Origin of the sequence: Corynebacterium haematomassiliense, assembly GCF_013978595.1 — a bacterium.
GTDB classification, from domain to species: Bacteria; Actinomycetota; Actinomycetes; order Mycobacteriales; family Mycobacteriaceae; genus Corynebacterium; species Corynebacterium lehmanniae.
The window spans coordinates 151,490-177,975 of record NZ_JACDTZ010000001.1 but is presented as its reverse complement, the minus strand read 5'-3'; the positions used below and the strand labels follow the sequence as shown (position 1 = coordinate 177,975).

At 67.0% G+C, this 26,486-nt stretch carries 26 protein-coding genes; 15 read left to right on the top strand and 11 right to left on the bottom strand.

Features of this window, described 5'->3' with window-relative positions; all coding sequences use genetic code 11:
* Nucleotides 1-13: 13 nt before the first annotated feature.
* The gene (locus H0193_RS00900) at nt 14-1,465 is read left to right on the top strand and encodes a DHA2 family efflux MFS transporter permease subunit (RefSeq protein WP_338026562.1); all 1,452 of its coding nucleotides are present in this window, start codon (nt 14-16) and stop codon (nt 1,463-1,465) included.
* A gap of 18 nt (nt 1,466-1,483) precedes the next feature.
* On the opposite strand, the gene H0193_RS00895 is transcribed toward H0193_RS00900, so the two are convergent.
* Entirely contained in the window at nt 1,484-1,993 is a 510-nt protein-coding gene (locus H0193_RS00895) for a pyridoxamine 5'-phosphate oxidase family protein (RefSeq protein ID WP_181888147.1), read from the bottom strand.
* Nucleotides 1,994-2,074: 81 nt separating this feature from the next.
* Between H0193_RS00895 and H0193_RS00890 the strand changes: the two genes are divergently transcribed.
* Entirely contained in the window at nt 2,075-2,806 is a 732-nt protein-coding gene (locus H0193_RS00890) for a spermidine synthase (RefSeq protein WP_181888146.1), read from the top strand.
* Here the strand turns inward: H0193_RS00890 and H0193_RS00885 are convergent.
* On the bottom strand, nt 2,803-3,294 hold the full coding sequence (locus tag H0193_RS00885; protein WP_181888145.1) for a 2'-5' RNA ligase family protein: 492 nt from the start codon (nt 3,292-3,294) through the stop codon (nt 2,803-2,805). The genes H0193_RS00890 and H0193_RS00885 overlap by 4 nt on opposite strands.
* A 10-nt stretch (nt 3,295-3,304) precedes the next feature.
* Complete coding sequence (locus H0193_RS00880; RefSeq protein WP_181888144.1) at nt 3,305-5,599, bottom strand: ATP-dependent DNA ligase; 2,295 nt, start codon at nt 5,597-5,599, stop codon at nt 3,305-3,307.
* 35 nt (nt 5,600-5,634) lie between these two features.
* On the opposite strand from H0193_RS00880, the gene ku reads away from it, so the two are divergent.
* From ku to H0193_RS00860, 4 genes are all read left to right on the top strand, one after another.
* Nucleotides 5,635-6,492, top strand: coding sequence for a non-homologous end joining protein Ku (gene ku, locus H0193_RS00875; RefSeq protein WP_181888143.1), 858 nt, complete (start codon nt 5,635-5,637; stop codon nt 6,490-6,492).
* A gap of 109 nt (nt 6,493-6,601) precedes the next feature.
* Entirely contained in the window at nt 6,602-7,852 is a 1,251-nt protein-coding gene (locus H0193_RS00870) for an ABC transporter substrate-binding protein (protein WP_338026561.1), read from the top strand.
* Nucleotides 7,853-7,855: 3 nt separating this feature from the next.
* Nucleotides 7,856-8,941: a FecCD family ABC transporter permease gene (locus H0193_RS00865; RefSeq protein ID WP_181888142.1), complete on the top strand. Its 1,086-nt coding sequence runs from the start codon at nt 7,856-7,858 to the stop codon at nt 8,939-8,941.
* Nucleotides 8,942-8,945: 4 nt separating this feature from the next.
* Nucleotides 8,946-9,698 (top strand): ABC transporter ATP-binding protein, encoded by a 753-nt coding sequence (locus H0193_RS00860; RefSeq protein ID WP_181888141.1) that lies wholly within the window; start codon nt 8,946-8,948, stop codon nt 9,696-9,698.
* Between the two features lie 20 nt (nt 9,699-9,718).
* On the opposite strand, the gene H0193_RS00855 is transcribed toward H0193_RS00860, so the two are convergent.
* Nucleotides 9,719-10,492: a MerR family transcriptional regulator gene (locus H0193_RS00855; protein WP_181888140.1), complete on the bottom strand. Its 774-nt coding sequence runs from the start codon at nt 10,490-10,492 to the stop codon at nt 9,719-9,721.
* Between the two features lie 48 nt (nt 10,493-10,540).
* On the opposite strand from H0193_RS00855, the gene H0193_RS00850 reads away from it, so the two are divergent.
* The 6 genes from H0193_RS00850 to H0193_RS00825 all read left to right on the top strand — a co-directional run bounded on the left by H0193_RS00850 (nt 10,541) and on the right by H0193_RS00825 (nt 17,573).
* Nucleotides 10,541-11,038 (top strand): DUF1707 SHOCT-like domain-containing protein, encoded by a 498-nt coding sequence (locus H0193_RS00850; protein WP_236883390.1) that lies wholly within the window; start codon nt 10,541-10,543, stop codon nt 11,036-11,038.
* A gap of 37 nt (nt 11,039-11,075) precedes the next feature.
* A complete protein-coding gene (locus H0193_RS00845) occupies nt 11,076-12,179 on the top strand; it encodes a hypothetical protein (RefSeq protein ID WP_181888139.1) in 1,104 nt (367 codons plus the stop codon).
* A 107-nt stretch (nt 12,180-12,286) separates the two neighbouring features.
* Entirely contained in the window at nt 12,287-13,807 is a 1,521-nt protein-coding gene (locus H0193_RS00840) for an HNH endonuclease signature motif containing protein (protein WP_181888138.1), read from the top strand.
* A gap of 25 nt (nt 13,808-13,832) precedes the next feature.
* On the top strand, nt 13,833-14,375 hold the full coding sequence (locus tag H0193_RS00835) for a DUF488 domain-containing protein (protein WP_181888137.1): 543 nt from the start codon (nt 13,833-13,835) through the stop codon (nt 14,373-14,375).
* 70 nt (nt 14,376-14,445) lie between these two features.
* Nucleotides 14,446-16,422, top strand: coding sequence for a bifunctional metallophosphatase/5'-nucleotidase (locus H0193_RS00830; RefSeq protein ID WP_338026560.1), 1,977 nt, complete (start codon nt 14,446-14,448; stop codon nt 16,420-16,422).
* Between the two features lie 47 nt (nt 16,423-16,469).
* Nucleotides 16,470-17,573: a hypothetical protein gene (locus H0193_RS00825; protein WP_181888136.1), complete on the top strand. Its 1,104-nt coding sequence runs from the start codon at nt 16,470-16,472 to the stop codon at nt 17,571-17,573.
* Here the strand turns inward: H0193_RS00825 and H0193_RS00820 are convergent.
* Nucleotides 17,570-18,427: a trypsin-like serine protease gene (locus H0193_RS00820; protein WP_181888135.1), complete on the bottom strand. Its 858-nt coding sequence runs from the start codon at nt 18,425-18,427 to the stop codon at nt 17,570-17,572. The genes H0193_RS00825 and H0193_RS00820 overlap by 4 nt on opposite strands.
* The gene (locus H0193_RS00815; protein WP_181888134.1) at nt 18,408-19,247 is read right to left on the bottom strand and encodes a DUF418 domain-containing protein; all 840 of its coding nucleotides are present in this window, start codon (nt 19,245-19,247) and stop codon (nt 18,408-18,410) included. Before H0193_RS00815 ends, H0193_RS00820 begins: the two co-directional genes overlap by 20 nt.
* An 89-nt stretch (nt 19,248-19,336) precedes the next feature.
* Between H0193_RS00815 and H0193_RS00810 the strand changes: the two genes are divergently transcribed.
* Nucleotides 19,337-20,011, top strand: coding sequence for a response regulator transcription factor (locus H0193_RS00810; protein WP_181888133.1), 675 nt, complete (start codon nt 19,337-19,339; stop codon nt 20,009-20,011).
* Nucleotides 20,008-21,042: a sensor histidine kinase gene (locus tag H0193_RS00805; RefSeq protein ID WP_181888132.1), complete on the top strand. Its 1,035-nt coding sequence runs from the start codon at nt 20,008-20,010 to the stop codon at nt 21,040-21,042. Before H0193_RS00810 ends, H0193_RS00805 begins: the two co-directional genes overlap by 4 nt.
* On the opposite strand, the gene H0193_RS00800 is transcribed toward H0193_RS00805, so the two are convergent.
* From H0193_RS00800 to H0193_RS12485, 5 genes are read right to left on the bottom strand one after another with little or no spacing between them, the layout of a single operon-like run.
* Entirely contained in the window at nt 21,025-22,125 is a 1,101-nt protein-coding gene (locus H0193_RS00800; RefSeq protein ID WP_181888131.1) for a Dyp-type peroxidase, read from the bottom strand. The two genes, H0193_RS00805 and H0193_RS00800, sit on opposite strands and share 18 nt — an antisense overlap.
* A 16-nt stretch (nt 22,126-22,141) precedes the next feature.
* A complete protein-coding gene (locus H0193_RS00795) occupies nt 22,142-22,780 on the bottom strand; it encodes a Fic family protein (RefSeq protein ID WP_181888130.1) in 639 nt (212 codons plus the stop codon).
* Between the two features lie 9 nt (nt 22,781-22,789).
* On the bottom strand, nt 22,790-23,212 hold the full coding sequence (locus H0193_RS00790; protein ID WP_181889550.1) for a GNAT family N-acetyltransferase: 423 nt from the start codon (nt 23,210-23,212) through the stop codon (nt 22,790-22,792).
* A 17-nt stretch (nt 23,213-23,229) separates the two neighbouring features.
* Complete coding sequence (gene chrA, locus H0193_RS00785; RefSeq protein ID WP_338026559.1) at nt 23,230-24,387, bottom strand: chromate efflux transporter; 1,158 nt, start codon at nt 24,385-24,387, stop codon at nt 23,230-23,232.
* A gap of 24 nt (nt 24,388-24,411) precedes the next feature.
* Entirely contained in the window at nt 24,412-25,227 is an 816-nt protein-coding gene (locus tag H0193_RS12485) for a CPBP family glutamic-type intramembrane protease (RefSeq protein WP_181888129.1), read from the bottom strand.
* A 165-nt stretch (nt 25,228-25,392) separates the two neighbouring features.
* Between H0193_RS12485 and H0193_RS00775 the strand changes: the two genes are divergently transcribed.
* Nucleotides 25,393-26,451, top strand: coding sequence for an FUSC family protein (locus H0193_RS00775; protein ID WP_181888128.1), 1,059 nt, complete (start codon nt 25,393-25,395; stop codon nt 26,449-26,451).
* Nucleotides 26,452-26,486: the final 35 nt, after the last annotated feature.

Below are 26,486 nucleotides of genomic sequence, written 5' to 3'. Positions count from 1 at the left end.
TATCATCTCCCCGGTGCAGGAAACCTCGACTCGTTCTCCGTGGCCGGCCTTGTGGTCGATGATGCTGGGCTTTTTCATGATCTTGGTGGATTCCACCATCGTTTCGGTGGCGATTCCCGCCATCTCGGAAGGCCTCGGCGCCTCCTATAACGAGGTCATCTGGGTCAACTCCGCGTACCTTTTGGCGTACGCGGTGCCGCTGCTCATCACCGGGCGCCTCGGCGACCGTTTCGGGCCCCGCAGCATCTACCTGATCGGCCTGGCGCTGTTCACCGCCTCGTCGCTTGCATGCGGCTTGGCGACGTCGTCTGCCGCGCTGATCGCCGCGCGCGCGTTCCAGGGCCTGGGCGGGGCGATGGTCACGCCGCAAACGATGTCGGTGATGATCCGCACGTTTTCCCCGAAGGAGCGCGGCGGCGCGATGGGTGTGTGGGGCGCCACGGCGGGGCTTGCCACCGTGACGGGTCCGCTGTTGGGCGGTGCGCTTGTCGACGCCTCCGGTTGGCCCTGGATCTTCTTCGTCAACGTCCCCGTCGGTGTGCTCGGGCTGATCCTGGCGTGGATCTACGTGCCGCGCCTGGAGAGGACGAACCGGCACTTCGACTGGGTGGGCGTGGGTTTGAGCTCCGTGAGCATGTTCTGCCTGGTCTTTGGCATCCAGGAGGCGGAGAACTTCAACTGGGACTGGCGCGTGTGGGCGCTGGTGCTCTTCGGGGCGGCCACGATGGTGCTGTTCTTCCGCTGGCAGGCCCGGCAGGGCGACAGCGCGCTGGTGCCGTTGGCGCTGTTCAGCGACCGCAACTTTTCGCTCGCCGGCGCCACCATCTCCACGGTGGGGTTTGCCATCTCCACCTACATCATCCCGTGGATGATCTACGTGCAGACGGTGCAGGGCTTCACCCCCACCGAGGCGGCGCTGCTAGTCCTGCCATCGGGCGTGATCTCCGGGCTGCTGTCGCCGTGGGTCGGCAAACTGACCAACACGCACGACCCGAAGCCCTTCGCGATCACCGGCCTGACCCTGGCGGCGGCGTCCATGGGCGCCTCCGCGCTGATCACCACCCCGGCAGTGGACCCGCGCTGGATGTACGCCGTCGCTGTGGTCTACGGCGTGGCCAACTCCCTGATGTGGGGCCCGCTGTCCATGATCGCCACCCGCAACCTGGACCCGCGCCTGGCCGGCGCCGGCTCGAGCGTGTACAACACCACCCGCCAGATCGGCGCGGTGATCGGCTCGGCGGCGATCGCGGCGATGATGTCGGCGCAGCTCGCCGCAAAGCTTGGCGACGGGGCGGGCGCGGGCGATTTAGCCGCCACCGGTCAAGCCACAGGCCCGCTCCCGGAGGCGCTGCACGAGCCGTTCGCGCTGGCGATGGGCAACTCGATCTGGCTGCCGTGCGCCGTCATCGCCGCCGGCGCCGTCGCCGCGTGTTTCTTCGCGCAGACGAAGTCCTGGAACGATTAGGACAGCCTTTTAGCGGCCTCAGAGTTGGATGCGGATGCGTTCCCACTCACCGAATTCATCGATGTTGTAAATCACCCGATCTGAGTGCATCCGGTCGTCCCAGATATAGGTGAACTCGAAATGATAAGGCTTGACGCACCACACGTTGAGCCGCTCTCCGCCGAAATCGCGCGACGTTGTGCCACGCACGCGCACCGCCCGTCGCAGCGGCTGCCACCAAAATACCAGCGACGCCAAATCAGTCTTTTCGAGCTGCTCAACTTTGGCCGTACGGGTCGCGGTGCCGAAGTGGAAGCCTTTCTCGTCGAGAGAAATGATGTCGACGATGCGCGCATCAGGCCGGGATTTCTCGTCCACAGTGGCTATAGTGACTGCCGTGGGGTCTCCCACGTTGTGTTCCACCGCATCTTTGAACCACTGGGCGAAGAGTTCGTTGGGGTCGCGAGGAAGTGGGCTCAAGTCGACCTCTGAAAGCGAGGCGTGCGACTTCGGCAGCTCACTGATATAGTCCTGCGACAAATACACCATATGACGATTCTACCAACCCCGCCTACCCCCAGCGGCGGTTCCGGGTGCGATACCGGCCACACAACAGGTATGCATACTCCCATGTCCAACCCCCGCCGTCGCAAACCGCGCGCACGTAAAAAGCGCATCGAGGGCACCTACCCCATCGACACCGGCACCGCCACCATCGTTGCGGACCCGGACCGCGACGGCGCATACGTGTTGGAGGTCAACCAGGTGCCGTCATCGTACGTCGTGCCCGGCGCGCCGGAGGTGCTTAGCTACGACTACATGGAGTGGATCGCGGACTTCATCGAGGCCGCGGACCTGCCGGAGCCGTTTGCCGCGGTGCACTTGGGCGCGGCCGGCTGCGCGCTGCCCAGCTACGTGCAGCACCGGTGGGACAGCCGCAACATCGCGGTCGAGCTGGACCGCGGGCTGGCGCGCCTGGTGCGCGAGGCGTTCGACCCGCCCGTGGAGATCGCGGTGGCGGAAGCCCGCGCGTTCACCCACGCGCTCGCGCCGGGCTCAGTGGACGTGATCGTGCGCGACGTCTTCGCCGGCCCCGACACTCCCCGCCCGCTGACCACGGTGGAGTTCTACCGGGCCGCGCACCGCGCGCTCACGCCAGGCGGGTTGTTCGTGGCCAACGTCGGCGATGTGGCCGGCCTGCCGCGCACCCGCTCCACGCTTGCCGGGCTACAGCAGGTCTTCGCCCACACCGCGGTCACATACGCCGGCCGCGGTTACGGCAACGTCGTCGTCGCCGCGAGCGACAATCCACTCGCCAGCACACAATTGCCTATCGACGGCGCTGCGCCCGTCCACGACTAGAACTCGAATTCAGTGCCCAAACTCGGCTGGTAGAACACCGCCCGCTGCGCGGTGAGCTCCTTGAAGTGCGGCGAGGTGACCTCCTGCAGCGCGGCGATGTAGTCCGGGACGATGCGTTTGGGCAGGCGCAGCCCCATGGTCAGGTGCGGGATCCAGCGCTCGCCGCGGCCCTCCGGGTTCGCGGCGCTGACGGCACGGGCCGCGCGCTCGAGATCCTCCGGCGCCTCGAGCAGCCAGGCCACGGTCTGTTTGGACTTGGTGCCGAAGATGGCGACACCGGAACGTCGTAAAGCTGCAGGCAACACGGGCGGCAAAAGGTCACTCGCCGCGGCGATGGCGCGGCGGTGCATGGCGGGCGCGAAAGTGACGGAGATGTGCGGGCGCTGGTGCTGCTGCGGAAAGCCGCGCTCGGCGAGCTCGGCGTAGATCGCACGGACAGCCTGCTCCTCCGCCTCGGGCAGGCGCAACAGAATGTTCTCAGGCGACACGGTCTCCTCCTCACACTTCCCATCGGACCTGGCCGGGGTCCTTGTCCTCGCGCCAGCCCCTCCAGGATGCCTGGCGCACTTTGTTATCCGTGGTGGCGCCCGCGAGCTGCACCTCGGCGACGAACTTCGGGGTCACCCACCAGGCGTCTTTCGCGTCGGAGGCGGGGATGTCGATGGGCGGGGTTTTGCGCTCCACGCGGCGCAGCGTGCGGCCGATCTCTGCGAGCTGGGCGTTGGAAAACCCGGTGCCCACACGGCCCGCGTAGCGCAGCTCGCCCGCCTCGTCAGGCACCGCGACTAGCAGCGATGCGATGCCGCGCTTGCCCGTGCGCACGCCGACGACCACCACCTCCTGGTGCAGGGCACGCTTGACCTTCAGCCACGCGCGGGAGCGCTCCCCCGGCGCGTAGGCGGCGTCGGTGCGCTTGGCCACCACGCCCTCCAGACCGAGCTCTTCGGCGGCGCGCCAAGCGGTGTCGAAAGAGCCGGTGTAGGCGGGCGGGATGACCACGTGCTCGGTCTCGGTGAGTTGCTCGAGCAGCTCGCGGCGGACGTTCCAGGGCTCGCCGGTGAGGTCGCGCCCGGCAAGGCGCAGCACGTCGAAGACCATGTAGCGCAGGTTGGCCCCTTTGTCGCGAGTGCCGTGTTGGTCGGCGTGGTGCAGGGCTGAGAAGTCCGGTTTTCCGTCGGTATCGAGGGCGAGGAGTTCGCCGTCGACGCGGCCGCCGTCGACAAGCAATTGTGCGAGCTCGTCCGTGTGCGGGAACAGGTGCGTGTAGTCCTTGCCGCTGCGGCTGCGCAGGCGGACCGCGTCGCCGACATCCGCGAGGATGCGGTAACCGTCCCACTTCATCTCGTAGGCGAACTCGGCGCCGTCTTTTTGCTCGAGGGTGATCTCACCGCGGGTGGCGGCGGTGGGCAGCATCGGCGCGAACGGCGTTGTGGTGGGCGCGGCGCTGGGCTGGTCACGGGTGAGCTTGAGCAGCCAGTGTTTCTCGTCTGTGCGGATCAGCGCGAAGCGGCGCGGGATGCCGCCCAAACCGCCGCCGTCGCGTCCGCGGAGGACGGCGATGATTTCGCGGTCGCGCCACTTTTCAATCTCGCAGGTGCCGATGTCCCAGATTTTCACTGTGCCCGCGCCGTACTGGCCCTTCGGGATGGTGCCCTCGAACTCGGCGTATTCGATCGGGTGGTCCTCGGTCTGCACGGCGAGGCGGTTGACGTCGGTGTCCAGCGGTGGCCCCTTCGGCACCGCCCAGGAGACGAGCACCCCGTCGTGCTCCAGGCGGAAATCCCAGTGCAGGTGGGAGGCGTCGTGCTCGCCGATGACGAAGATCGGCTCGCCGTCGCGCGGGGCCGGGGCGGCGTCGGGCACCGGTTCGCCGGTTTTGGTTTTGTCGCGCATGGCGCGGTACGTGGCCAGCCGGTCCTCCCCCGGCGCGCCGAGGGCCGCAATGGGGTCGAGCCCGTCCTCGACGCGCGCGATGACCTCGTCGAGCTCCAGCTGCCGCAACGCCGGGTCCGCGATCTCCTCCCACGTGCGCGGCGCCGCCACGGTGGGGCGCGCTTTCCCGCGCAGCGAGTACGGGCTGATGGTGGTTTTCTTCCCGTTGTTCTGGCTCCAGTCGATGAACACGCGCCCCGTGCGCTCCGCCTTCGCCATGGTGGCGGTGATGCGGTCCGGGTGCGCGCGCTGCAGGTGCTGCGCGAGGGTTTTGGCCACGTTGGTCACAGCAATGGCGTCGCTGGTGCCGTCCAGGCCCGCGTACAGGTGGATGCCCTTCGACCCCGAGGTCACCGGGACGCAGGTCAGCCCCATGTCCTCGAGGATCTCGCGGCACATCAGCGCCACCTCGGCGGTGTCGTGTAATTCGATGCCGGGGCCCGGGTCGAGGTCCAGCACCAGCCGGTCGGGGTTTTGCGGTTTGCCGTCCGCGCCGAAGCGCCACTGCGGGGTGTGCAGCTCGAGTGCCGCGACTTGGGAAAGCCACGCGAGGGTGGCGGAGCCGTCGATAAGCGGATAGGCGTTGACGCTCGTGGTGTGCTGGATGGTGCCGGTGGGCACCCACGCGGGCGCCGAATCCTCGAGGTCTTTGCGGAAGAAGCTTTGCTTATCGACGCCTTCGGGCCACCTCTTCCTGGTCACCGGGCGCCTTCTGACCTGCGGGACGAGTACGTCGGCGACCGCCTGGTAGTAGCGCATGGCATCGGCCTTTGTGGTGCCGGTGGCCGGGTAGAGCACTTTGTCCAGGTTGCTCACGGTGAGCTCGCGGCCGCCGACGCGGACCCTCTGGTCGTTCGCCATGGCCCCACTGTAGAGGCGTGCGTAAAGTGAGGCGCATGCGCGCAGTATGGACAGGTTCCGTCACATTTGGCCTTGTCAACGTCCCCGTCAAGGCGTACGGGGCGACCGAGGACCACGACTTGTCGTTCCACCAGGTCCACGACAAGGACGGCGGGCGGATCCGCTACGAACGGCGCTGCGAAGTCTGCGGCGAGAAGGTGGAGTACAAGCACATCGACAAGGCGTTTGAGGAGGACGGCGACACGGTCGTGCTCACCGACGAGGACTTCGACTCGCTGCCCGAAGCAAACAACGACGAGATCGAAGTCGTGCAGTTCGTCCCCGCCGACCAGATCGACCCGCTGATGCTGGAGAAGTCCTACTACCTAGCTCCCGAGGGCAAAACGCCGAAGTCGTACCTGCTGCTGCGGCAGACCCTGCTGGATTCGGAGCTGATCGCCGTGGTGCGCTTCGCCCTGCGGCAAAAGACCAGGTTGGGCGTGCTGCGGGTGGTGAACAAGGTCATCGTGCTGCAGGGCCTGATGTGGGCCGACGAGGTGCGCGAGCTCGACTTCGACGACGAATTCAAAGGCACCAAGTCCCGCGCGAAGATCGGCGAGAAAGAGCTGAAGCTATCCAAGCAGCTCGTGGAGTCCTACGCCTCCGACTTCACGCCCGAAGAGTTCGAAGACGACTACCAGGCCGAGCTGCGCAAACTCATCGACGCGAAGTTCGAGCAGGGCGAGACCCTGGACACCGAGGCGACGTTCGGTTCGGATGGTTCGGAGGACGGTTCCGGTTCCGAGGACGACGACAACGTGGTGGACCTGATGTCCGCGCTGAAGGCGTCGCTGGATAAGCGGTCCTCCGGTGGTGGGAAGTCTGGGTCTGGGAAGAAGGGCAAAAGCGCTTAGCCCCACTGCTCCCCCCGTGACAGTTGACACTCAACTTAGGCTTACCTTAGTGTCGCCATAGTTCCTGCAATTTAGCTTAGGCTAACGTCACCTAACGAAGGGAAACGTAGTGAAACGTTCACACCGGATCGGCACCCTCGCCGTCTCACTTGCCACCGTCTGCGGACTGGTCGCCTGCTCGAGCGGCGAGACGGCCCCCACTGCCGGCAACGAAACCGGCACTGAGGTCAGCGCCGAAGTCAGCACAGAGGCGGGCGGCACCGCTGCCAGAACGCAGACCCGATCCGCTGAGGGCGCGGTCACCGTCACCGACGCCGCCGGCCGCACGCTCCAGTTCGACGAACTGCCGGAGCGCATCGTGCTGGCGGAGGGCCGCGCGGCGTACGCCACTGCCCTGCTGCAGGACAATCCGCTGGACAATGTCGTCGCCTACGGCCAGGACTTGGAAAAGGCGGCCGGGGCGTTCCGCGAGAAGCTCTTCGAGATGCAGCCAGAGGCGAAGGACATGCCGGAGATCGGCATGATCGACAAGGGCGACGTCACCGTTGAGAACCTGCTGGCGCAGAAGCCGGACGTGGTGATCATGACGCTGGACCAGAAGAAGTCCGTGGAAGAAAGCGGCTTCATCTCCGATTTGGACGCGGCGGGCATCACCTACGCGTTCATCGATTTCCGTCAGAAGCCGCTGGAAAACACCACGGTGTCCATGCAGCTGCTGGGCGACCTGCTCGGCCAGAGCGAGCGTGCGCAGAAGTACAACGAGTTCTACCAGGCCAAGGTCAAGGAGATCACTGACCGGGCGGCAAAGATCGCTGACAAGCCGGATGTGCTGCTTTGGACAGCCGCCGGGTTCAGCGATTGCTGCGCCGTCGCCGGGGATGTGCATCTGGGCACGCTGATCACCGCCGCTGGCGGGCACAACTTGGGCCCCGAGGTGCTCGGCCCGGAGACGAAGACCCTCACCCCGGAGAAGTTGGTCGAGCTTAATCCCGACAAGCTCATCGTCACCGGCGGCGAGTGGGCGCGCGACCCGAACAAGCCGGGCACTTTCCGCCACGTCGAGCTGGGCTACCAGTCCAACCCCGACCTTGTGCTCGAAACGTGCGAGGGCCCGCTGCAGCAGCCGGGCATGGAGCTTCTCGACGCACCAAACGAGGGCAACTACTTCGCCATCTACCACCAGTTCTACGACAATCCCTTCAACGTGTTCGCCCTCGAGGCGTTTGCGAAGTGGCTGCACCCGGAGGAGTTCGCGGACTTGGACCCGGCGCAGGACTTCAAGGACTTCCACAAGGAGTGGCTGCCGTTTGAGTACAGCGGCGTGTTCTTCGCCGACCCCGCGCACCCGGAGGCGATGTAGGGCATGATCACGCGCGTGTCCGCAAAACCCGACGTGGCCGAGGACGCCCGCCGGAGCGCGATTGACAGCTACCTCAAGCGCGGGCGGAGGAAGTCCTTCGCCATTGCCGGCCTGCTGGTCGCGGTAGTGGCGAGCTTTATGTTCGCCGTTGTGGTCGGCCCGATCGACATCGCCGTGGCCGACGTGTTTCACGCTGTGTTCAACCCGGAGCGGGTGGACGAGCAGACCCTGGTGGTGATTCGCACGCTGCGCCTACCGGCCGCGGTGATGGCGGTGCTGTGCGGTGCCGCGCTGGGGCTTGCGGGCGGCCAGATGCAGACGATTTTGGACAACCCGCTGGCAGAGCCGTTCACCCTCGGTATTTCGGCCGCAGCGGCGTTCGGCGCCGCGCTGTCCATCGTGATGGGCTGGTCGCTGGTGGCCAACCCGCAGTTCAACCTCGCCGCCACCGCTGCGCTGGCGGCGCTGATCGCCGTGGCGATTGTGGCGGGCGCTTCCGTGTGGCGCGGCGCCACGGCCGAGTCGATGATCCTGCTCGGCATCGCACTGTCCTTCTTCTTCCAGGCCTTGCTGTCGCTGCTGCAGTACGGCGCCAACGTCGAGGCACTACAGCAGATCGTCTTCTGGACCATGGGGTCGATGCAGCGCGCAAACTGGACAGCGAACATCATCCTCGCGGTCGTCCTCGCCGCGGCGATCCCGTTCTGCGTGGCCAACGCGTGGCGCCTGACCGCGCTGCGGCTTGGCGACGACCGCGCCGCCGCCCTCGGCATCGACGTCAAACGCCTGCGCCTTGCCACCCTGCTCGTCGCATCGTTTTTGGCGGCCGCGTCTGTGGCGTTTACCGGCATCATCGGGTTCATCGGGCTCGTCGGGCCCCACGTGGCGCGCATGCTCGTGGGCGAGGACCAAAAGTTTTTCCTCCCCGCCGCGGCCGCCGCGGGCGCGATGCTGCTGAGCTTGGCCTATGCCGTGTCGCTGTCTATCATCCCCGGCCTGGCCATCCCGATCGGCATCATCACCTCGCTGGTCGGCGTGCCGTTTTTCGTGTTCCTCATCTTCACCCGTGCCCGCCGGAAGGGGGCCTAAAACCATGACTGTTAGCGCGCAGAACCTCTCCGTTTCCTACGGACGGTCCACCATCGTGCACTCGTTGTCGTTCGGCCCGCTCGAGGGCGGGACGGTCGTCGGCCTGATCGGCCCCAATGCCGCCGGCAAGTCGACGCTGGTCAAAGCCATCGCCGGGATTAAAAAGCCGACGGCGGGGTCGGTGACCATCAGCAAGGGCGGCACGGAGCTCACCGGCAGGGACCGCGTGGAGGCGATCGGCTATGTGCCGCAGGACCTGTTGAGCAGCGCCACGCTGACCGCGTTCGAATCGGTCATGGTCTCCGCCCGCCGCCGCGGCGTCGACGGGTGGGATCCGCTGGAGCGCACCGCCGATGTCATGCACCGTTTGGGTATCACGCATCTGTCCGACCGGCTGGTCTCGGACATGTCGGGTGGTCAGCGCCAGCTCGTCGCTGTTGCGCAGATGCTGGTGCGCGAGCCGAGCGTCATGCTTCTCGACGAACCCACGTCCGCCCTCGACCTACGCCACCAAGTCGAACTGCTCCAGCTCATCTGCGACGAGGTCCGCGGGACCGACCGGGTGGCGCTGGTGGCCATCCACGACCTCAACCTCGCCGCCCGCTACTGCGACGAGCTACTCGTGCTCAAGGCCGGCCGCCTCGTCGGCCAAGACACACCCCATGCGGTGCTCACTCCCGACCTGCTCGAAGACGTGTACGGCTTCCGCGCCCGCGTCCTAGACGACGCCGGTGTGCCCGTGGTCTGCCCCGTGTAGGGAGGACAAGTGGGGTGTGGCTAGCCCCACTGCGGGTTGTCCACGTCCACACCTTCAGCCGCCGCGTGGGCGGTGACCAGCTCGAGCAGGTAATCCTGCGCGCCGTTGTACGCCTCGTGGAAGCGGGGGTCGCCAACGTACATGCGCGCGAGGATGAGTTGGCGCGCCGGGGTGACGTCGTACCACTGGGCGATGCTGGCGCGATGCCGCTCCACCAGCGCTTCGGCTTCCTGTGAGCCGGGTTCCACGCCGGAATCGCGTGCGTTGACCAAGTCCGCGGCGAGCGCGTCCTGCTCTTCCTGCAGGCGCTTGAAGTCGCCTTCACCCATCTGCGCGAGCTTCTCCTGGGACTGCGCCCACTCCGGGGTATCACCCCAGCGCTGCTCGGCTTCTTCCTGGTAGGCGGGCATATCCTCGCCGAGATACTTCTTCATTGCGTCCATGTCAATGGATCCTTTCGTTGCGTTATCAATGAGGTGCTGGACAGATGCGAGCTGGGCGTCGAGCGTGCGCCGTCGAGAAGCGAGTGCTTCCTGGTGGTGCTTGAGGGCGCGGGTGAGGGCGTCCCCGGAGGCGTCGAGAAGCTTGGCGATCTGTGCAAGCGGCACGCCGACGCCGCGGTAGAGCGCGATGGCCGCGCCGCGCTCGAGGTCGGCCTCGCTGTAGACGCGGTGGTCGGCCCACGTGCGCGCGGGTGCGATGAGGCCGAGCGCTTCCCAGTGGCGCAGCGCCTTCGTGGATACGCCGAGGGCCTCCGCGGCTTCGCCAATCGTGTACTCGTTACCATCTGCCATGACTGCGATTGAACAGCTTGCCGCAGGGGCAAGCGCAAGTTGGGAGCGATGATGGACGAAATCCGCGTGGGCGACGCCGAACGTTCAGACGCGCTGGACCGGCTGGGCACGCTGTTCGCAGACGGGTACCTCGACGTCGGCGAGTTCGAGGAACGCACAGGTCAGGCGGCAATTGCGCGCACGCGCGGGGAGCTTTCGGCGCTTTTCGACGACCTTCCGGCCGAGCCCGCCACATTAGAAAAACGCGAGCCGTCTGAGGTTGAACTGGAAGAAAAGCTCGCCGCGAAGCGGAAGTTAGACACCGCGATCTACACCACGTTGATCGGCGGCCTGGCGGTATTTTTCGTGCTCCAGATCGGGCTCGACCTGGACTACGCCTGGGTGGTGTGGCCGGTGATGGGCATTCTCGAGGTCGCTTGGTACGCCGTCTTCGACATCTCCGACGAGGAGGACGAGATCCTCGAGGAACTGCTGGAGAAGGAACGCACGGATCGCGCCGAGCGGCTGAAGCTCGCGGCGAAGCGCCGCAAAGAGCTTGGGAAATAGCCGCGAGTTTCCTGTGCCCGACGGTTAGAGTGGGTGCATGCGTTTTCGTCGCGCGCTCGCGCTTGTTGTAGTCGGTTCTGTCGGGGTGGTTTCGGGTTGCGCTGGAGGTGGCGAGCGCGAAACCGTGGTGGTCACGTCCACGCAGTGGGTGGATCCGGATTCGGGTTCGGTGGTGGAGTCTGCGGAGCTTGCGGAGACTGGCGGGGAGGCTGCGGCTGAGGCTGAGGACGCCACCGATTGGCGCACCGAGTACGAATGGGTCCTCTCCCATCCCGGCGACTACCCCGTGAACGCCGCGGCGCAGTACACCCCCGACGGCACCTACGAGTACGCGCTTGTGGAGGCCACCGGCGGCGGCACGCCCGAACTCCTGCTCGCGGTCGGTGGCAGCGACACCACACCGGTGATCGTGTTCACCATCGGCGAGGATGGCAAGGCGCGCGCGTCCACAGACGTACTCATGATGGGTGCGCCCGGTAACGGTGGTGGCCGGTTGACGGTGTTGGCGTCCGCGGGTGGCAGGGGCGTGTACCAGATCAGTGGTTCGTCGCTGGGCAAGGAATCCGTTTCTGAGCTGTTTACGTTGCACGGCACGTCGCTAAGCGGAGGCGCAAAGGAGACCTTCCCTAGCGATAGCCACCTGCCGGATCACCTGCTCATCGACTGGATTCCGGTGAGCAACCCGCAGCCGCTTCACGACGGCAACCTCACGGTGCTTCCACCATCAGGCGAGAGTGCGAGCAGGGGTGAACCACAAACTGCTTCTTCAAATGAGATCGAGTTCGTGGGCAACGTGGTGCGCAAAACCGGTGAAGAGCTTATGGCACCGCGTGGCCTGGACATGCCCAACGGCCAGGATCCGCAGAGCGAGTACTTCTTACTCTGGCTGGATCAGCCCATGACTGTGACAGGGTTTGTCGGCGGCGGCACCGATACAAAGGAAATTCAGTATGTCGCGTTGGGCAGCCGCGAGCTGTGGCCGCACGGCCCAGTGGAGAAAAACATTGAGTGGGAAGGCCGCGTTGGAGAAAGGGTCAGCATTCTGAAAGACAAGGACGCCATCGGCTTCCCTTCCGATACTTCGATGCCTCTCGGCGCCCTGTGGATCTCGCCCGAAGACACGTTTGAAGTGTTAAATTAGCCCACTTTCGAACGGGTGTGCTAATTCCGGGATGGCCGTGTCGGACGCGTTGTTAGATTGAGTTCATCACTTTCAAACAACCGCAATCCCGGCAGGAAGGAGGGGCCATGACCAGCGAGATCACCCAGTGCGTCGACGAGATTTCCTCAGCGCTGCGCACGCTTAGCACACTGTTCGAGGACCCCTCCGCCCTCGCATTTGAGGACGTCCGGCACGACATGGAGCGCTTGGAGGAGCAGTTCAAAAAGAAGGCATCTATCGACGCAGCATTCGCCTTCATCGCCGACCGGGACGATGCCGGGCGCGTCGTCGGGGCCAACTACCCAAACGCGTACCTGCAGCAGTGCCTGGACCTGTCCAAGAGCGAGGCCTACAACCGTCTCGAGCGCGGCCGGCTGCTCTACGGCGCACCGCCGGAGCCCACCCCTCCCCTACCCGAAGACGAGGAGGACCTGTTCGACTTGGCCGGCGAGGATGCCGAGGCCGAAGCCCAGGCCGCCGCTGAAGAAGAGCGCGCCCGCCAGAAGAAAGCGCGCGAGAACTCGTCGAAGGTCAGCGCGGAAAAGCAGGACATTATCCGCCGCGAGCTGGACAAACTGCTCAAGGCCGCGTCCTGCGAGCGAACCCGCATTCATTCTGAGGCTATGGAGGAAGCACTGCACCGCAGCCCCGAGGACCTGCGCCTGTTCGTGCGCAAGGCGGTGAACGCGGCGAACCGGAAGCACGCGCCCCACTCCAACCCGAACGCCGGGTTTGAAAAGAGGAGTGCCACCTTTGGCCGTCGCAAGGCAGACGGCATGGTCGACATCCACATCAACGCCACCGCCGGCCACGCCGCGCTAATGAAGGCGCACATGGACAAGGGGCTGGCACCGAACTCGAACCTGCCGGAGGAACTGCAGGGCGAGGCGGATTCGCGCACACCGGAGCAACGCCGATTCGATCAGTTCTTCGCCATCTTTGAGCAGTACGAGGAGAAGTGCCAGAAGTCAAACGACGGCGCCGCGTCCGTGGTGCTTGCGCTGACTCTCGACGACCTCGCGGACGGCGACGCCGCGATGCTTTTCGACACCAACACCGGCATCGAAGTGGATTGCTTCGACCTCGTGCGCTTGGGCATGGACGGCACAACAGATTTCCTGCTGCAGGTCGACGGGGTCAGCTCCGTGCCGCTGTGGATGGGACGCACCAGCCGGCTGGCGTCGGTGGCCCAGCGCATCGCAATGTTTGCGGTGCAAGGGGTCTGCTCCTGGCTCGGGTGCACCGCGGCCATGTCGGAGTGCGAGGCCCACCACATCCTCGCGTGGATCAAAGGCGGAAACACCGACATCGAAAACCTCACCGGGCTATGTCGCGAGCACCACAGGTGCAACAACGACCACAGAGACGGCTCCTTTAACAAGGGGTACATGGATTTCGACCCCAATACGGGCAGGTCAGGGTTCCGACGGCGCCCGAGCGACCCCTTAAGGTTCAACCAATCGGTCCCGGCGAAACATTCGGCGGTGAGCAGGATCTATGCCGCGAAAGGCAGATGCGAATGCGCCAAACACACTGGCCGCGACCCCGCGTTCTACCCGCCCGACCACCCACCGATGAAAGACACTTGGACACCGATGCGAGTGTGATTGCGTCGGGCGTAGCGTGGTCGGCATGCGCGTTTACACCGTGGGCCACTCCAACCTCGACTTCGACGACTTCACCGCGATGCTTTCCGCCGCCGGGGTGAAGTCCATCGTTGACGTGCGCAAACTCCCCGGGTCCCGCAAGTACCCGTGGTTCAACGACGACCACCTGGCCGCGCACCTGCCCACCCATGGCATCGCCTACAGCCGTAGCGAGGGCCTCACCGGCCGCCGCAACGTCTCGCGCACCGTCCCCTTCGAGGTCAACGGCAACTGGCGCAACCGCAGCTTCCACAATTACGCCGACCACGCCCTCGGGAACGAATTCACTGACGCCCTCGCCGAACTGCGCAACCACGCCGCCGAAACCCCCCCCGCCGTGATGTGCTCCGAGGCGGTGTGGGGGCGCTGCCACCGCCGCATCATCGCCGACCACCTCATCGCCCACGGGGACGAGGTTCGCCACATTATGGGGACGACGGCGGAGGGGGCGTCGATAAGCAATGCAACCTTGAACGACGGCGCCGTCGTCGGCGACGACCTCCTTGTCCGCTACCCAGAATTCACCTGATAGAAACCTCGCCGCAAAACGGGCTTTCTAAGGTTGCTCTCACACAACCCGACCAAGAGAAAGGCCCCTCGTGTCCGCCCGCTTCCGCATCCAGCTGGTCACCGCGACCACCACCGCCGCCCTCGCCGCCGCCTTCACCCCGTTCACCCCGGCGGCGCTGGCGGCCGAGACCTCCGAGTTCACCATCTCCAACGTCACTGACTTCCACGGCTACTGGGAGGAAACGAAGTACGTCCCGGGCGCAGCCCACCTCAAGTGCGCCGTAGACGAGGCCGCCGCGGGCAAGACCCACGTCTTCACCTCCGCCGGCGACAACATCGGCGCCTCCCCCTTCGCATCGAAGCTGCTCAACGACGCCCCCACCCTGGAGATCCTCAACCGGATGAACCTCCAAGTCTCCGCACTGGGCAACCACGAGCTCGACGAGGGCGCCGAGGACTTCTCAAACCGCGTCACCAAGGCCGCGGACTTCGACTACCTCGCCGCCAACGCCAAGACCGTGAAGAACACGAAGGACTACGTGGTCAAGGACCTCGACGGCGCGAAGGTCGCCTTCGTGGGCACCATCACCGACGACATGCCGAACCTGGTCAACCCGAAGTCCATCGAGGGCATCGCCTGGAACGACCCGGTCGCAACCACGAACAAACTCGCCGAGCAGCTAAAAGACAGCGGCGAGGCCGACGTGGTCATCGCACTCGTGCACGAGGGCGGCATCAAGGCCGACGAGTTCTCGGACGCCGTCGACGTGGCGTTCCTCGGCCACTCGCACCAGTCGATCGAGCCCACCGGCGAGAAGCCGCTTTTGATCCAGGCCGGCTCCTACGGCGCCAACCTTGCCAACGTGGACCTGAGCTTCGACCGCGCCACCAAGAAGCTGACCGTGAGAAACGCCGAGCTTCTCGACGCCGACACGATCCGCGCCTGCGACACCCCGCAGCCCGAAATCGACGCCGTGGTCAAGGACGCGCTGGCGAAGGCCGGCACCGAGGGCAAGAAGGTCATCGGGCACACGGACGAGGACCTGTACAAGGCGGGCGACAAGGAGTCCCAGCTCAACAACTACATCGCGGAAGCGACCCGCCAGGGCGTGACCCAGAACTCGTCGGTCACCGCCGACATCGGCGTGATGAACGCGGGCGGCGTCCGCGCCGAGCTCGAGGCCGGCGACGTCACCTACGAGCAGGCGTTTTCCGTCCAGCCGTTCGGCGGCGAGAACACCTACGTCGAACTGAAGGGCTCCGACGTGGTACAGGCGCTGGAGGAGCAGTGGCGCGACGACCCGGACCGCCCCATGTTTCCGCTGGGCATTTCCGACAACGTCTCCTACACCTACGACCCGGCCGCGCCGGTCGGCTCCAAGATCACCTCCGTCACCGTCGACGGCGCCCCGATCGACCCGGAGAAGACCTACGTGGTGGCCGGCTCGACCTTCCTGCTCGCCGGCGGCGACAACTTCAAGGCCTTCACCAAGGGCTCCGAGCCCGCGAACTTGGGCTACGTGGACCTCAACGCGCTGGTGGAGGCGCTCAGCTCCGGCCAGAAGCAGCGCACCGGCCAGTCCAACGTGGGCGTCCACCTCCCCGCCCCGCTCACCGCGGGCAAGGAGGCAACCATCGAGCTCAGCTCCCTGCTCTTCGACAAGGGCGAGGCCGCCACCACCGCCACCGCAACGCTTGGCGACGCCTCCGGTTCCGCCTCCATCTCCCCCAACAACGGCGACCAGACCGCCAACGAGTACGGCACCGCCACCGTGAAGCTCACCGTCCCGGCGGGGATGTCTGGCGCCCAGGAACTGCGCATCACCACTGACGCCGGCACCGAGGTGACCGTCCCCGTCGAGGTCGCGCCCGCCGCGGGGCAGGCCGAGCCGAGCAAGCCCGCCCCGAGCACGCCAGAGCCCGCTGCCGACAACGGCTCGAGCTCCGGCAACCTCGGCTGGATCATCCCGGTGGCGCTCGCGGGCGCCTTCGGGCTCGCCAACCTGGTGGCCCTGCTGTTCCCGTTTGCGGTGGATGGGGTGCTGGGGCCGATCGCGAAGCGTTAGCGAGCCTGCCGGCGCGGGTGCGCGGCGACTGGCTTATCGTTAGCTGCATGAAGGTTTCCCGCGCCCTGGCCCCACTCGCTTGCGCCCTCTTCCTGGCTTCCTGTTCCACAGCTGGCGAGACGGTCGTCGTCACCGCAACCGAGTGGGTTGATCCCGACTCGGGAGAGGTGGTGACCACCGAGATCGGGGCACCGTCGGCCCCGGAGGGCGACACCGCAGAAAACGACGGCGCCGCCGATTGGCCCGCGGAGTACGCCAAGGTCCTCGACGACCCGGCTTCCTACAACTTCAACGTGCCCAGCCCGGGCCGCGACGAGGTCGACCACGTGCCCGACGGCGAGTACTTCTATGCGCTCGTAGAGGCCAACGGCGGCGGCGCGCCCGAGTTGCTGCTGAGCTCCATGAGCTCCGACGAGCACTCGAACCATTTCGCCCGCGTGCTCGTGTTTTCCACCGACGGCGGCTCTCTGGAAACCTCCAGCAATTCCCTCATCTACGGTGCTGCCGGCGCGGGCGGCAGCCGCGCCGGCGTCGAGGCGTCCCAGCTGGGCCGGGGTCTGTTCCAGGCACACTGGGTCAGCGGCACCGGTGACGGCTCCACGGTCTGGCACGACGTGGACGGCGCCACCCTTTCCTCCCCGACCGAGCCGGAGGAGATGAACGTGCAGTATCCCCACCCGGGCCACTTGGCCATTGATTGGCAGCCGACACAGGACCGCGCCGCCCTCGATGCCGGCGAGCTGACGGTTTCCATGCCGGAGGTGCGCGGTCCGGCGCCCGTCGATGAGCCTGATGTTGTCGTCGAAGGCACCGTGGTGGCGAAGACGGGCGCCGAGCTCATCGACAGCATGCCGAACGGTGAAGACCCCGCCAGCGAGTACCTCCTGCTCCAGCTGGATGCGCCCCGCGAGTTCACCGACCACCACCACGCCGGCTCGGTGTACTCGCGCGATGCCGAGTACGTCTCCCTGGGCCGGCGCGAGATCAGCGCGCGCGGTAACGAGCGCCTCGACGGCCTCGAGTGGGAGCAGCTCCAAGGCGAGCGCGTCCGGCTCACCGTCGCCCCGGAGCACGTGCACTTCCCCACCGACACCTCCATGCCGACAGGTGCGCTGCGCGTGAGCCAATACAAGAGCGCGGAGATTCTCTAACGAGCCTTGCGGCGCGTCGCCATGACGAACCCGGCCGCCACCAGCGCGAGCGCGCCGAGGCCGAGCACCACGTAGCGCAGGAAGGCGGCGGGCTCAGAGGATTCGCCCCCTGAAGCAACTCCAGCATCCGCCGAACCCGCGACCACGCCGCGGATCCATTCGGCTTGCTCCGCCACCGGTGCCACCGCCACCGCGCCGTTGGAGTTCATCTCCTCCTCGGTCGGGTTTTCCGGGTCCTCGAACAGGCCCGCCGACATCACGCCGGCGACCTTGCCGCCGGAGAAGATGGCGCCGCCGGAGTCGCCAGGCTGGATCCGCGCCCCGTGCTTTAGAGCGACGTCGAGGGCGGACGGAGCGTCGAAAAGCGCGAGCGGCGATTCTCCGCGCACCGTCGCCTCCGCGGCGGGCAGCTTGGTCGAGCCGCCGGAGCCGTCGGAGGACCAGCCGTAGATATTCACATCACCCGACGGCACCGTGTCCGCAACCGTTGCGTAGGTGGAAAGCCCCAGGTCTTCGGTGGTGTGCAGCAGCGCGATGTCGCCGCGGGGCGCGACCTCGTGGCGGTCCACCTGGAACACCTTCTGGTCCTCGCCCTGGCCGGTGCGCACCGAGCCGCCGGGCTTGGCGGCCGCCTCGACGCAGTGGCGGGCCGTGATCACCCAGTGCGGGTCGATGGCGGTGCCGGTGCAGACGCCGTCGTCGGGGTCGGAGTCGTCCACGCGCACTGAGACCACCGGTTCGGCTTCCGCCGCGTCGCCGGCGAACTGCTCGGATTCCATCGCCCACGCGGGCTGCGCCGCCACAGCGACACCAACCGCAACACCGACTGCAACACTAAACGCCAACTTTTTCATTATTTTCCTTTCCAACCACCGCCGTAAGGCGGCGAACAGTACTTTCCATCGGCCCGCGCTTAAACACGGCGAGCCAGCCGTACGCGATCACGGCCGAGCCGATCACGCTCGCCCACACCCCGACCCACTGCGCGCTCAGCACGTGCAGGCAATACAGAGTCAGCGTCATCCGCCCCAGCGGCGCGAGCCATCCCAGCCAGCGCCCCGCCATGCAGCACAGGGAGCAGATGCCTATCGACGCCCCGGCGGTCCCCACCACATCGACGAGCCCGCCGGCGTGGCCGGTGGCGTCGAGAAGCGGGGGCAACGGCACCCACCACCGCAGCGCGACATCGGCCGCGAACAGCGCGCACCCAACAAGTGCCCCGGCGCGCAGCGGCATGTGGCGCGCAAACAGGATCCCGGCGACCATGAGCACTGCCCACATCAGCGGCGGGTACGGCGAGCTCGACGGCGCGAGTGCCGCGGAGCCCAACGTGCCGGCGAAGGCGAGCCAGGCAAGCCACGCCGAATCCAGCTTCGGCGCCCACGCGAGGACGATCATGCAGACCCCGATCGTGCCCAGGACCACCTCGATGGTTCCGGAGAACGGCACCAGCGCGAAGTGCAGCGCAATCAGGCACGCCCCGCGCACCACGAACTGCGCCGGCCGGGCGCGCATCAGCCCCATGGACACCCCGGCGAGGAACGCGAAGAGCCCCGCGGGGAAGCCGAACAGCAGCTGCGCTGCGATGCCGCCCGGCGCGGTGAGGTGCGCGACGATCATCGCGATGAGCGCCACCGCCCGGGCCGCGTCGATTCCAACGATTCTGGTCTGCATGCCGCTTGAAGCTACGAACCCGCGTGTTGCGCCCGCGTTAACCCGGACGTTTACACGGGCGCAACATCGCGGCGCATACGATCGCAGCCATGACAATTCGGGTGCTTATCGTGGACGACGAGGCCTTCCTCGCCGACGCCATCGCCACCGGCCTTTCGCGCGCCGGGATGCACACACGCGTCGCCTACGACGGGTTTGAGGCGCTGAAGCTTATCGACGAGCTGCCGCCCGACGTCGTCGTATTGGACCGGGACCTGCCCGGGGTGCACGGCGACGCGGTGTGCAGGCACGTCGTGGAGTCCCAGCCCGCCACGCGGGTGATCATGCTGACCGCGTCCGGGACGCTGGACGACCGGCTGGAGGGCTTCGACCTCGGCGCCGACGACTACTTGGCCAAGCCGTTCGAGCTGCCGGAGCTGGTGGCGCGGGTGAAAGCCCTGGCGAAGCGCAACGCGCCGTCGCGCGGCGAGGTGTACCGCTGCGGGGACGTGCGCCTGGACACCTTCCGCCGCGAGGTGACCCGCGGCGAGGAACCGGTGAGTCTGAGCCCGAAGGAGTTCGCGGTGCTCAGGGTGCTCATGGAGGCCGGCGGCGGGGTGATCTCCGCTGAGGACCTGCTGGCGGAGGCCTGGGACGAAAACGCCGACCCGTTCACCAACTCCCCGCGCGTGACGGTGTCGCACCTGCGCAAGAAGCTCGGCGAGCCGCGCATCGTGCACACCGTCACCGGCGCCGGGTACTACGTGGCGGAGGCGGAGCGATGAGGCTGAGCCTGCGGGCCCGCATCACGGTGATGTTCGTGGCCACCGTCCTCGGTGTCGGCCTGGCGTTGATCGGGTTGGTGTACGCGTACCTGAAGCTCACCCCGGTGCCGGTGATGGCCTCGTTTCCGGGCGCTGACGACGGCGTGGTCATCGACGGCGCCGTGCCGGTGACCGACGAGATCCTGCGCCGCATCCTCCTCGCCTCCCTCGGGGCGCTCGCGCTGCTCACGGCGCTGGCGGGCGTGGTGGGCTGGTTCGTGGCGGGGCTGGTGATCACCCCGCTGCGCTCGATCGCCGACGACGCCCGCACCGTCACCCGCGGCGACCTTTCCGCCCGCATCGACTACGACGGCCCCCGCGACGAGGTCGGCGAGCTGGCCGAGGCCTTAAACGCCATGCTGGACGAGCTCGCAGACGCCGTCGAGCGCCAGCGCCGCTTCGCCGCCAACGCCTCGCATGAGCTGAAGACCCCGATCGCGACCATTCAGACCGTCGCCGACGTTGCGCTTTCCGGCGACGACGCTGACCTGCGCCCGGCGCTCGGCCGGGTCCGCGAGGTCAATGCCCGCAACGCCGCGACCGTGTCTGCGCTGCTGCAGCTGGCCAACGTGCAGGTCCGCGACCGCGCACCCGTCGATCTGGCCGCGGTGTGCCGCGAGGTCGGCGCCGCCCACGGCATGCCCGTGGACACCGCCGAGCCGTTGACGGTCGAGGCCTCCCCCACCCTGATCCGCCAGGCCGTGGACAACCTCGCGCGCAACGCCGCCATCCACGGCACCGGCGGGTCGATCGCGCTCCGGCGCGCCGGGGCCTGCGCCGAGATCACCGTCGAATCCGGCGGCGATCAGCTCGACCCGGCGGAGGTCGCCACCTGGACCGAGCCGTTTGCCCGCGCCCGCCGCACCTCAGGTTCCGGCCACGGGCTGGGTTTGGCCCTGGTCAAGGCGATCGCAAAGGCCCACGGCGGCTCGGTTGAGTTGGCGGCGCGGGCCGGGGGCGGGCTCGTCGTAAAGCTACTGCTCCCCGCGTAGCGCGCCCTCGAAGCGGGCCTTCGCCGCCTCGATGTCCTCGGCGTTGTGGGAGGTGGGCACGTCCGCGCGGTCCGGGAAGACCGTCTTGCCCTGCGGCAGGTTGATCGCCGGCTGGTTCGGCTCCTGGCCGCCCTCACCGCGCAGGTGCGGGTGCGCGTAGTCGGCGCAGTGGTCCAGGAACACGCGCGGCGGGGCGAAGAAGTTGCAGCCGGTCAGCGCCTCGGAGAAGTCCAGGATGCGGTCGTAGTTGCCCTCCGGCTCGCCGATGAACATCCGCCGCAGCATCACCTCGGTAACGCGGGGGTCGCGGGCGTAGCTCATGAAGAAGGTGCCCTGCTTGCCCAGCGCGTCGCCGAAGGAGAGGTTGTTGCGCACGATCTCGAGGCCGTTGCCGTCCTCGTCTTCGACCTGGTTGACGGCGACGTGGCTGTTCGGCGCTTTCTCGTCCAGTTCGATGTCGGAGTGCTTCGTGCGGCCGATGACCTGTTCTTGCTCCTCCACCGGCAGGTCGTTCCAGTCCTTCAGGTTGTGCACGTACTTCTGCTCGACGATGTAGCTGCCGCCCTTCCAGATGCCGTCGCGGATGATCGCCACCTCGACGCCCTCCTGGCCGCGGGGGCTCTCAGTGCCGTCGACGAAGCCGAGCGGGTCGCGGAAGTCCTGGTACTGGAAGGCGTGGACCTCGTCGTGGTAGTCGATGTGGTCTTCCACGATCGCGTTGATGCGGCGCGCCAGCTCGAAGGCGACGTCGAACTCGTCGGAGCGGATGTGGAAGAACACATCGCCCGGGGTGGACGGCGCGTGGTGCTTAGCGCCCTGAAGCTCCACGAACTCGTGGAGGTGCTCCGGCTTGTCCAGCGCGAAGAGGCGGTCCCACATCTTCGCGCCGACGCCGGCCACCGCCGTCAGGTGCGCCTTGGGGTAGCGGAAGCCCACGCCATTGGTCAGGCTGGACAGGCTGGACAGCACCTCCAGCGCCGCCGCCTCGCCGCCGTCTTTGAAGCCGAGGGTGATAAACAGCGCGTCCCGCGACTGCGGGAGGATCACAGTTTGGGTAACTTCTGCCTGGTTTCTACTCGTCATGGGGGTTAAGTATTCCCTATTGGCCCGAGTTGTGCCGGACCAGGGCTTCCACAACCGGTCCTGTCTCGCCGAAGACGTAGGCCCGAGCGAGTAGATCGTGAAACTCGCGGCTCACCGACGGGTCCGCGTCGTCGTGCGGCACCGCCATCAGCACACCTGCTCCCTGGCCGATTAAGTAACTGTTCGCGGCGAAGATCGCGGTGCGTTTGTTGCCGTCTTCGAAAGGCTGGGCTCGAGCGACTTCGACGAAGAGGTGTGCGGCGGACCGAAGGGAGTCGTCAAGCTTGAGCTGCTGTTGCATGAGCGCGTCGAGTTCTTCAGCCGTGAGCGCCGCGGGTTCGTGCCGGCCGTGGGCGGTGTGCACGCCGATGCCCTGTTCCGCCCGGCGCAGCTTTCCAGGGTTGAGCGCGGCGCTGCGGGTGAGCTGCGCATTGATGCGCCCAAGATAGGCCGCGGTAATTGGCTCGCCGGCGGTGGCGATGACGAACTCCGCCGCCGCCTCCAGGTCCTGCAGCAACGCCAGATCACCGCGGCCACGCACCCCGTCCGTATCGCCCGAGCGCAGGTAGCGGTCGGTGGCAGGACGGCTGGTGGACAGCCCGTCGAAGACGACACCGGCGGTGTAGATGACGTCGAGCAGATCGGTCGCGTGCATGCCTTTACGCTACAGCTCCCGGATATACAGCAGCATCCTTGATCCGGCCTCAATGTTGGTGAAACCGTGCCGCTCGTAGAACCGCCGCGCGCCCGCGTCCACCTCGTCGACGTTGATCTGCATCTCGCCCGCCCCTCGCGCTTCGAGCTCAGACAGCACCCGCGCCATCATCTGCGTGCCCAGCCCGCGGCCGCGGTGCGACGGGGCGACGTAGAGCTCCTCCAGCATCGCCACCGGGCCGTCGTAGTACGGGCTCGGCCGCAGCGTCAGGTACGCGAACCCGACCTCGCCTGCGAGCACCACGAGCACGTCGTCGCGGGCGATGAGCTGCGCGAACCTGCGCTCCAGGTTGTCGGGCACCGGGGTGTCGAACTCGGTGTTGAAGTCGTGCATTAGCTTTGCGACGAGCTCCGCCTCCCCCACCGTCGCCATCCGAATCACGGGCGCAGTCACAACACTGCCCACCCGACCGCTGCGGTGCCGATGACCACCGCCCAGGCCGGGGCCTTGAAGTTTTTCAGCGCCACGAACGCCATGGCCGCGACCGCCATCGTCGCCGGCCCGTGGATGCCGGAAGTGAACACCGGGGTGTACAGCGCCGCGGCGAGGATGCCCACCACGGCCGCGTTCGCGCCGGCAAGGGCGCTGGCGGCGTGCGGGTTGGCGCGCAGCCGGTCCCAAAACGGCATGATCCCGACGACCAGGAGTGCCGCCGGCAGGAAGATCGCCACCGTGGCCAGGGCCGCACCCCACAACCAGTGAACACCCTCGGCCGAGGCGCCGAGGAAGGACGCGAAGGTGAACAGCGGGCCGGGCACCGCCTGGGCGGCGCCGTAGCCGGCGAGGAAGGTGTCGTGGTCCACCAGGCCGGTGGGCACCGTGGCCTGCTCCAACAGCGGCAGCACCACGTGCCCGCCGCCGAAGACCAGGGCACCCGAGCGGTAGAAGCTGTCGAGAATGCCCCAGCTCGTGCCCATGCGCCCGGCCAGTGGCAGCAGCGCGAGCAGCGCCGCGAACACTCCCAGCGCTACCAGCCCTACGGTGCGGCTGGCGGTGGAGGTGCGGCTGGGGGCCGGAGGGGCGTCGATAGGCGAAAGCGCAAAGGTGGCCACGAACATGCCCGCAACGATCGCGCCGACCTGGGCCGCGGGGTGCGGGACCAGCAGGACGATGAGGAATGCGGCGAGTGCGACGGCCGCGCGCAACCGGTCCGTGACGATGCTTTTCGCCATGCCCATCACCGCCTGCGCGACGACCGCGACCGCCGCCGCCTTGAGCCCCGCGAGCCAGCCGGCGTCCGAAATGTCGCCGAGGCGCGCCACCCCGAGCGCGAACGCGACCATGAGGACCACACTCGGCAGCGTGAAGCCTAAAAACGCCGCGATCATGCCTCCGTAGCCGGCGCGCTTGAGGCCGATTGCCATGCCGACCTGGCTCGATGCGGGGCCCGGCATGAACTGGCACAGGGCGACGAGGTCGGCGTATTCGTCGTCGCTGAGCCACTTGCGCTTATCGACGAACTCGTCCCGGAAGTACCCCAAATGCGCCGTCGGCCCGCCGAAGGATGTCAGGCCGAGGCGGGGGAATATGCGCAGTACTTCCAACACAAGACGAGATGGTAGCGAAGGCAGCTACGCGGCGGGCTGCGCCGACGCCTTTCGCCGGAAGAGCGCTATGACCAGCGCGGTCGCGGCCGCCATGGCGACGAAGCTCTCTGCGGTGGCCGCGGCCGACGTGGGCAATCCAAGGTCCTGCACCGTGCCGAACGTGTTCCAGGCCAGGTGCACGGCCACCGCGACCCAGATCCCGTTGAACACCCACACCAGCAGGGTAAACAGCAGCGCGTCGGCGAAGTAGTGCGCGATACCGACCGGCGAGCTGTACGCCTGCGGGTGCACGAGGACGAACGGGACCGCAGCGAGCAGCGCGCCGATCAGTGGGTTCCGGGTCCACGCGGTGAACGCCTGGAGGAACACGCCGCGGAACGTCATCTCCTCAGCGAGCGCGGCGAACAGCAGCGCGACGAGCTCAACCGGGAAATCGGCGCCCATGTTGCCGACCACCTGGCCCCAAGAGGCGCCGTAGCCGTACACGCCAACCAGCGACATAATCACCGAGATAACCACCAGGGCCACTGCGAAAGCCGCGAACGGCAGCCACGGTTTCGTCCCGGGCTGCCCGGTGAACACCGACGACACCGGCCGGCGCCCGATCAGCCAAACGGCAACAAGCACCGCGAGGATCTCCACGATCACCGACCCGTAGCCGAAGTACTTGTCGGCCGCGCCGCTGGAAGTATCCACGCCCGCAGCTTCCAACGACAGGTCGAGCACTCCCGTAAACAGCACAGCGAGGACGGCCACCGCGAGGATTTCGGCGAGCGGCCTCCACCACGCGTAGTTGGGCTGATTGCGGGCGGCGAAAAAGAAATTCCCGGTGCGGGACACTGCGGCGTGCTCCTTGTCTGATCCGTCATTGTCGTTCTGTGTGGGCTAACCCGGCCATGGTATGCCTCGCGGTTGATATGTGCAGAGGCACGAGTCCGCGTCGCCGCGCCCGCCGCGCTAGACTCTCCGCCGGAAAATTCACGAACGCGTTTGGGAGGTCCACGGTTGCACCACTTCAGCCCGCTGTTTGAGATGGGCCCGGCCCGCCGCGACCACATCCCGGCGTTCCGCGTCGCGCTCGGCGTTGCGGCCGCGATGTTTACCCTGCTTGCGCTCGGCCGGCTGGACCTTGCCATCTACGCGAATTTCGGCGCGTTCACCGGGGTCTACGGGCGCCACGCCACACGCCAGGTGCGACTGAAGCATCACATCCTCGCGGGTTCCGCCTTAACGCTGTCGGTTACTCTCGGCGCGACGATTGCGTGGTTGGATTTGAGTCCCTGGCTGCTCATCGCCGCCACCGCCCTGGTGTCCTCGGCGTGGGCGACGGTGGCGCTGGCGAACGACATGAAGCCGACCGGTTCCGTGTTCGTGGTGTTTTCTGTCGCCGCGGTCGGCTCCCTCAACAACCCGGTCCACCCGGCGCTCGCCTTCGCCATCGCCGGTAGCGCAGCGTTGTTGTGCGTTGCGCTGGGGCAGCTCTCCCACCTCATCGGCGAGGGCCCCGGCGGCGACGCGAAGGAAACCGAGCACCCCTCCCGCGCCCCCGACGCGGGCCGTGTGCCTTGGCGGCGCCTGCGCGTCGAGGCGCGCCGTTTCTTTTTCGCCCCGCTGCTCGCCGGCGTGCTGGGCCTGATTTCCGTGACGATCTTCGACCCGCTATCGCATTCCTACTGGGCGATGGTCGCCGCGGTTGCGCCGCTGGTGAACTCCCGGTTCAAGGTGCAGTACTACCGGGCGATCGAGCGCGTGCTGGGCACCCTGACCGGCATCGCGGCCGCCGGTTTCCTGCTGTCACACCCGATGCAGGGCTGGCAGATCGTCGTGTGGATTGTAATTTTGCAGTACCTCACCGAGATGTACGTGACCCGCAACTACACCATCGCGGCGACGTTTATCACCCCGACGGCGCTGCTCATGATTCAGGTCGTCGACGCCGCCCCCGTCGCGCCGATGCTGCTCGCCCGTACCGCGGAAACTGTCATCGGTGCGATCGCGGCGCTTGTCATCATCGCGGTGGGCTACGTGCGCAAGTACCCCACCGTGGTTTTGCCGGGACGGTAGCGCACTTGCTTCACGACGGCGCTCCGCCCCACCCC